Genomic DNA, 6,088 nt, shown 5'->3' on the forward strand with positions numbered 1-6,088 from the left:
GATGTCCTGGTTCGGTCCGATGATGATGCCGATTTCGCTGGTGTATCGACGTGTCAGGCGCTCGAGTTCGCCCCGCGACAACGTCCGCGGATCGACGCGGATACCGCCTTTCGCCCCGCCGTACGGCACGTTCACGGCCGCGTTCTTCACCGACATCCACGCCGACAGCGCCATTACTTCGGAAAGCGTAACGTCCTGGTGATAGCGCACGCCGCCCTTGCCCGGACCGCGCGACATGTTGTGCTGGACCCGGTAGCCTTCGAAGTGCGTGACCGTGCCGTTATCGAGTTCGATAGGGCAATCGACGATCAGGATGCGCTTCGGGCGCTTGAGGGTTTCAATCCAGCGCGACAGCGAGCCGAGATAGGGCGCCACGCGATCGACCTGCTGGAGATAGTTGCCCCAGGGGCCGCGATGCGTGGAATCGAGATAGGAGGGAATGGCGTGTTGAACGACGGGAACAGCAGAAGCGGTGCGGTCTTGTTGCGGCGATGACATCGAAACCCCAGCGTTGTGTGGAATGGCTTCATTGTCGAAAATTCGCTTGTTGAAATCCAATGCCGTTTCATCATTGCGTTATGTGTTTCTTGCATAACGTCTAAGAGGCTTATGTGGCGGGGGTTTCAACAGGCCGCGATACCTCTTCGCCCACTGCTTCCCAAAGATTACGCATCAGGGCTTGCCGTGGATCGTCTCCCTTCGATGCCATTTTGTCGCGGTACAAACGAATTTCCATCGTGAGCGTGAACTGGCCTGCCGGCGTTCCGCGAGTTCCCCGGTCGAGCCGGATCAAGCTGCCTTCATCGACCTCCTTGGCCACCGCGCTATGCGGCAGGAAGGCTACGCCGTGACCGGCCAGCGCCATTGCCTTGAGACCTTCGGCCATGTCGGTTTCATACACTTTATCGAGGTAAAGACGTGCCGCCGAGGTCGCGATGATCACCTCCGTCATGCGGCCGAGATAAGCATTAGGCGTATACGAGAGATACGGCGCGGGAGCATCGGCGGTAGCGGGCAACGTGTAGCGCGCGCGGCCCCCCTTGTTTACCGACGAAAACGGGCTGATGGGTTCAGTGCCGAGCGTGAGCATGTCGTAGCGGGCAGGATCAAGCGCCATTGGATGGCTCGGGTGGTGATAACCCATCACCAGGTCGCAGCCGCCTTCCACCAGCGACAACACGGCGTCGTGTACGTTCAGCGCGCGCAAACGCGTGTTGATGCGCCCAAGCCGCGCTTCTATATGGTGTAGCCAGCGCGGGAAATAGGTCAGCGAGAGCGTGTGGGGAACCGCGAAGTCGATGGTTGCATCGGGCACGCCGGTCTGCCCTCGCAATAGCGTTCGTGCTTCGTGAAACTGCGAGAGCATTGCGAGCGCCTGCTCGTAGAAAACCTGACCGGCTTGCGTGAGGCGCGTCGGATACACCGAGCGATCGATGAGATCCGTGCCCAGCCACGCTTCGAGCGCCTGGATCCGGCGCGAGAAAGCCGGCTGCGTAATGTGCCTCAGTTCAGCCGAGCGGCTGAAACTGCGCGTCTCCGCGAGCGAGACGAAATCTTCGAGCCATTTCAGTTCCATGCGGCTCCTTCGGCCTGGTTGGGGATGCTCCCTGAACGAGTCCGCATTTTACCGTTCTGCTCGTGGCGGCTTCGCGGGGGAGGTTTTGCAAATCGCCCCCCGGTTGCCACGGCGTTTCAAGCCCGCGCCGATTCCCCCACATCCACCGGATCATCCGCACCCTCTTCCGGCTCCGCTGCCTTCTGCTGCTGCAGCGCCCACATCTGCGCAAACAATCCTCCGGCTCGCACCAGTTCCGCATGCGTCCCGCGCTCCACAATCTTTCCGTGATCCATCACGATAATCTGCTGCGCATGCACGACCGTCGACAACCGATGCGCAATGATCAGCGTCGTCCGTTCCTGCGCGATCAGATCGAGCTCGTGCTGAATTGCGCGTTCGGATTTCGAATCGAGCGCCGACGTGGCTTCATCGAAGATCAAGAGCGGCGGGTTCTTCAACAACGTCCGCGCGATCGCCACGCGCTGTTTCTCGCCGCCCGATAACTTCAACCCGCGCTCGCCCACCGGCGTCTCGTAGCCAGCCGGCAAACTTTCGATGAACTCGTGAATATGCGCTGCCCGCGCCGCCGCGATCACTTCATCGCGTGAAGCCGATGGCCGGCCGTACGCGATGTTGTAGTAGATCGAATCGTTGAAGAGCACCGTATCCTGCGGCACGATACCAATCGCCGCTCGCAGCGAATCCTGCGCAACGTCGCGGATATCCTGGCCGTCCAGCAAGATTCTCCCACCTTGCTCACGGTCGAGATCGTAGAAACGAAACAGCAAACGGCCGAGTGTCGACTTGCCTGAGCCGCTATGGCCGACCACCGCAGTCGTAGTCCCGGCACGGATCGTGAAATCGACGTTATGCAGGATCGGCCGCGCGCGCTCATACGAGAAACTCACGTTCTCGAACCGGACCTCCGCACCCTTCGCGACCAGCGCCGGCGCGTTCGGCACATCCGGCACTTCACGCCCGGCGCCGAGCAAGGTGAACATGCGGTCCATATCGGTGAGACTCTGCTTGAGCTCGCGATACACCACGCCCAGGAAATTCAGCGGGATATACAACTGCAGCATGAACGTGTTGATCAGCACGAGGTCACCGAGCGTGAGATGACCGGCAATCACGCCTTGCGTCGCACGCCACAGAATGAACACGAGCCCCGTGCCAATAATGAATTGCTGCCCGAAGTTGAGCACCGACAGCGATCGCTGCGAACGAATGGCCGCCGTGCGATAGCGTCTCAGGTTTTCATCGTAACGCTGCGCTTCCCACTCTTCATTGCCGAAATACTTCACGGTCTCGTAGTTCAACAACGAATCGATGGCACGCGAATTCGCCTTCGAATCGAGTTCGTTCATCGTGCGACGGAAGTGCGTACGCCATTCGGTGAGCTTGATCGTGAAAACGATATACGTCACCAGCGCAATCAGCGTGACGATCGCGTAATACGCTTCGTATTTCGCAACAAAAAACCCGAGCACGAGGCCGACTTCCACTAACGTCGGCAAGATGCTGTAGAGCGAATATGAAACGAGTTGCTGAATGCCGCGCGTGCCGCGTTCAATGTCCCGCGACATTCCCCCGGTCTGCCGGTCGAGATGGAACCGCAGCGACAGCGAATGCAAATGCCGGAAAACTTTCAGTGCAAGTTGCCGCACTGCGCTTTCAGTGACTTTCGCGAACAGCATTTCGCGCAACTCGGTGAAAAGCGAAGTAGACAGGCGCACGAACGCATAAGCCACGACCAGCAGGCCCACGCCGCTCACCAGGATGATCGCCGCGGAATCCTGCGCGCGTCCGAGCGCGGTTAAATGCTGGATGGAACTGAGGCTGTCGATGACCTTTTTCATCACAATCGGCACGCCCAGATTCGCGACTTTCGCACCAATCAGGCATGTCAGCGCAAACGCGACGCGCCATTTATACGTCGCCAGATACGGCAGCAGCGAGAGAATGGTTTGCCAGTCGTTACGCGGGCCTTTCGCGACGGGAACCGGTTCGGAAGGAGAGTTGCGGCGCATGGATTCGAGGTCTGCAGAGGTCCGCGCCGCATTGAGAAACGGTGTCGGACGAGCGAGGTATCGCGGGACGGGCACCCATCTCAAAATGCGGGCTTTCCCGTACAATTCGATGTTTCCCGGCGTCGGCAGCAGGGTGGGAACAATCAGCCAGACCTGCGCCAAACGCCTTAAAAGCACGCTAAAACGGGCTGGATAAAACCCACTCGTCCGGGCGCCAGCAACATCGTTTAATCCTGCATTGTCGCAGAAGGTGCCACGGCGCGCTGACCCGCTGGCATCCCGTCACTCTTTCATGGAAATTCGCTCGTGACCCAATCCCTGCAACTCCCAAACAAGCCGGTCGCGCTGCGCGTGGTACCGCAACCGTCCGATGCCAACGTCCACGGCGATGTCTTCGGCGGCTGGATCATGGCGCAGGTGGACATCGCCGGATCGATCCCGGCCAGCCGGCGTGCGAACGGGCGCGTGGCGACCATCTCGGTGAATTCGTTCGTGTTCAAGCAACCGGTGTTTGTCGGCGATTTGCTGAGCTTTTATACGGACATTGTGAAGACGGGCAATACGTCGGTGACGGTATCGGTCGAGGTCTATGCGCAGCGGATGAGCCTGACCGAAGACGTGGTGAAGGTGACGGAAGCCACGCTGACCTACGTTGCCACCGACAGCGACCGCCGTCCGCGCGCGCTGCCCGCGCTCGACTGACCGGCTGGACTCTCGCGCGTACTGTCGCGCACACCGAGCTGCAGGGTGGTCCGGCTGTTCAGCAACAGCGAGGGAATCTCGCTGGCGGGCAGCGGCTGCGAGAAGAAAAATCCCTGCATCTCGTCGCAATCGCGGGCAACAAGAAAGTCCAGTTGCGCCGCCGTCTCCACGCCCTCCGCGATCACCCGCAACTCGAGCGAGTGAGCGAGCGCGATGATCGCTGAAGTAATCGTTTCATTGCCTCCCGGCGAGCCGATATCCGCAACAAACGAGCGGTCGATCTTCAACCGGTCGACCGGGAAGCGCTTCAGATAACTGAGACTTGAATACCCGGTCCCGAAATCGTCGATGGCTATGCTGATGCCGAGCGCCGCCAGCTCCGACAGCGTGGTAACGGTGTCTTCCCCGTTGTGCATGATCGCGCTCTCGGTGAGCTCGATTTCCAGGTAGTGGGGTGCAAGCCCCGTTTCCGCCAGCACGGACGTCACGAGAACACGGATATCGCGTTGCTGGAATTGCCGCGCCGACAGATTCACCGACATCCGCGCCGGCGGCAATCCCTCATCCTGCCACGCCTTGTTTTGCCGGCACGCCTCGCGCAGCACCCACTCCGACAACGGCCCAATCAGCCCGCATTCTTCGGCTACCGGAATAAATGCGCCCGGCGAGACAAGCCCGAACTCCGGGTCCATCCAGCGCACGAGCGCTTCCATGCCGACAATCTCGCCGGTCCTCAGATCGACTTGCGGCTGGTAGTGCAGCAGGAATTCGCTGTCGCGCAAAGCCCGCCGCAAACGCCGTTCGACGTCCATCCGCGCCCCCACGCTCGCATTCATTTCGGGCTGATAGAACTGATACGTGTTGCGCCCCATGTCTTTCGCGCGATACATCGCGATATCGGCTTTCTTGAGCACGGTTTCGGCGTCGTCGCCATCTTGCGGGAACAGGCTCGCGCCCATGCTGCAGCCGACGTACATCTCCGTGCCATCGAGCCATACCGGGTCCGAAATGGCGGTGCGCACGCGTTCCATCCAGGCAATCAACGCGCTTTCGCCGGCCATGTCCGGGAGCACGATCACGAACTCGTCGCCGCCGTGGCGCGCGACCGTATCGCCGGTGCGGCCACAACGCGCCAGCCGCTCGGCGACCACCGCAAGCAAGCGGTCGCCTACGCTGTGGCCGAGACTGTCGTTGACGTTCTTGAAGCCATCGAGATCGACGAAAACCACGGCGAGCGTGGTCCCCTCCTGGCGTGCCCGATCAATTGCGTCCTGTAGCCGGTTCCGCAGCAGATTGCGGTTGGGCAGCCGCGTCAGCGTGTCGTAGTTCGCCTGATATTCGAGCTGCTCCTGATAGCGGACAACTTCGGTGACGTCGTTGATCACGCCAACGTGATGCGTTGTATGGCCCTGCGCATCCGGCACGGGCGCGATGAATAGCTGATTCCAGAACAGCACGCCATCCTTACGATAATTGCGCAACACTGCGCTCGCTTCGCGGTTCGCGGCCAGACCCGTGCGGATTGCCTCAAGGCCCTCCTGGTCGAGATCGTCGCGCTGGAGGAAACGGCAATCGCGGCCCACGATATCGGCCGGGTCGTAACCCGTAATGCGTTTGAACGCCGGATTCGCGTATTCGATCACGTTACCCGTGGCGCTCGTGCCGGTGATCAGCACGGCGTTCACGCAGGCATCGAGCGCGCGGCTTTGCAGGCGCAGCGCCAGTTCGGCGCGCTTGCGCTCGGTCGTGTCGTCGTACGAACCCAGCACGCCGATAATGCGCCCCGCCCCGTCGAGCA

5 protein-coding genes are annotated in these 6,088 nt (G+C 60.8%); 1 reads left to right on the forward strand and 4 read right to left on the reverse strand.

Features of this window, described 5'->3' with window-relative positions; translation table 11 throughout:
* The 3 genes from JWR14_RS20075 to JWR14_RS20085 form a co-directional block, all read right to left on the reverse strand.
* The coding region (locus JWR14_RS20075) for a Glu/Leu/Phe/Val dehydrogenase dimerization domain-containing protein (protein ID WP_299710198.1) at window positions 1-498 on the reverse strand (498 nt) is incomplete at its 3' end.
* A 109-nt stretch (window positions 499-607) separates the two neighbouring features.
* Complete coding sequence (locus JWR14_RS20080; protein WP_299710201.1) at window positions 608-1,576, reverse strand: LysR family transcriptional regulator; 969 nt, start codon at window positions 1,574-1,576, stop codon at window positions 608-610.
* A gap of 116 nt (window positions 1,577-1,692) precedes the next feature.
* Complete coding sequence (locus JWR14_RS20085) at window positions 1,693-3,588, reverse strand: ABC transporter ATP-binding protein/permease (protein WP_299710203.1); 1,896 nt, start codon at window positions 3,586-3,588, stop codon at window positions 1,693-1,695.
* A 306-nt stretch (window positions 3,589-3,894) separates the two neighbouring features.
* On the opposite strand from JWR14_RS20085, the gene JWR14_RS20090 reads away from it, so the two are divergent.
* On the forward strand, window positions 3,895-4,290 hold the full coding sequence (locus JWR14_RS20090; RefSeq protein WP_165086138.1) for an acyl-CoA thioesterase: 396 nt from the start codon (window positions 3,895-3,897) through the stop codon (window positions 4,288-4,290).
* Here the strand turns inward: JWR14_RS20090 and JWR14_RS20095 are convergent.
* The coding region (locus tag JWR14_RS20095) for an EAL domain-containing protein (RefSeq protein WP_299710210.1) at window positions 4,236-6,088 on the reverse strand (1,853 nt) is incomplete at its 5' end. The genes JWR14_RS20090 and JWR14_RS20095 overlap by 55 nt on opposite strands.

Origin of the sequence: Caballeronia sp., from assembly GCF_028292365.1 — a bacterium.
Lineage (GTDB): Bacteria > Pseudomonadota > Gammaproteobacteria > Burkholderiales > Burkholderiaceae > Caballeronia.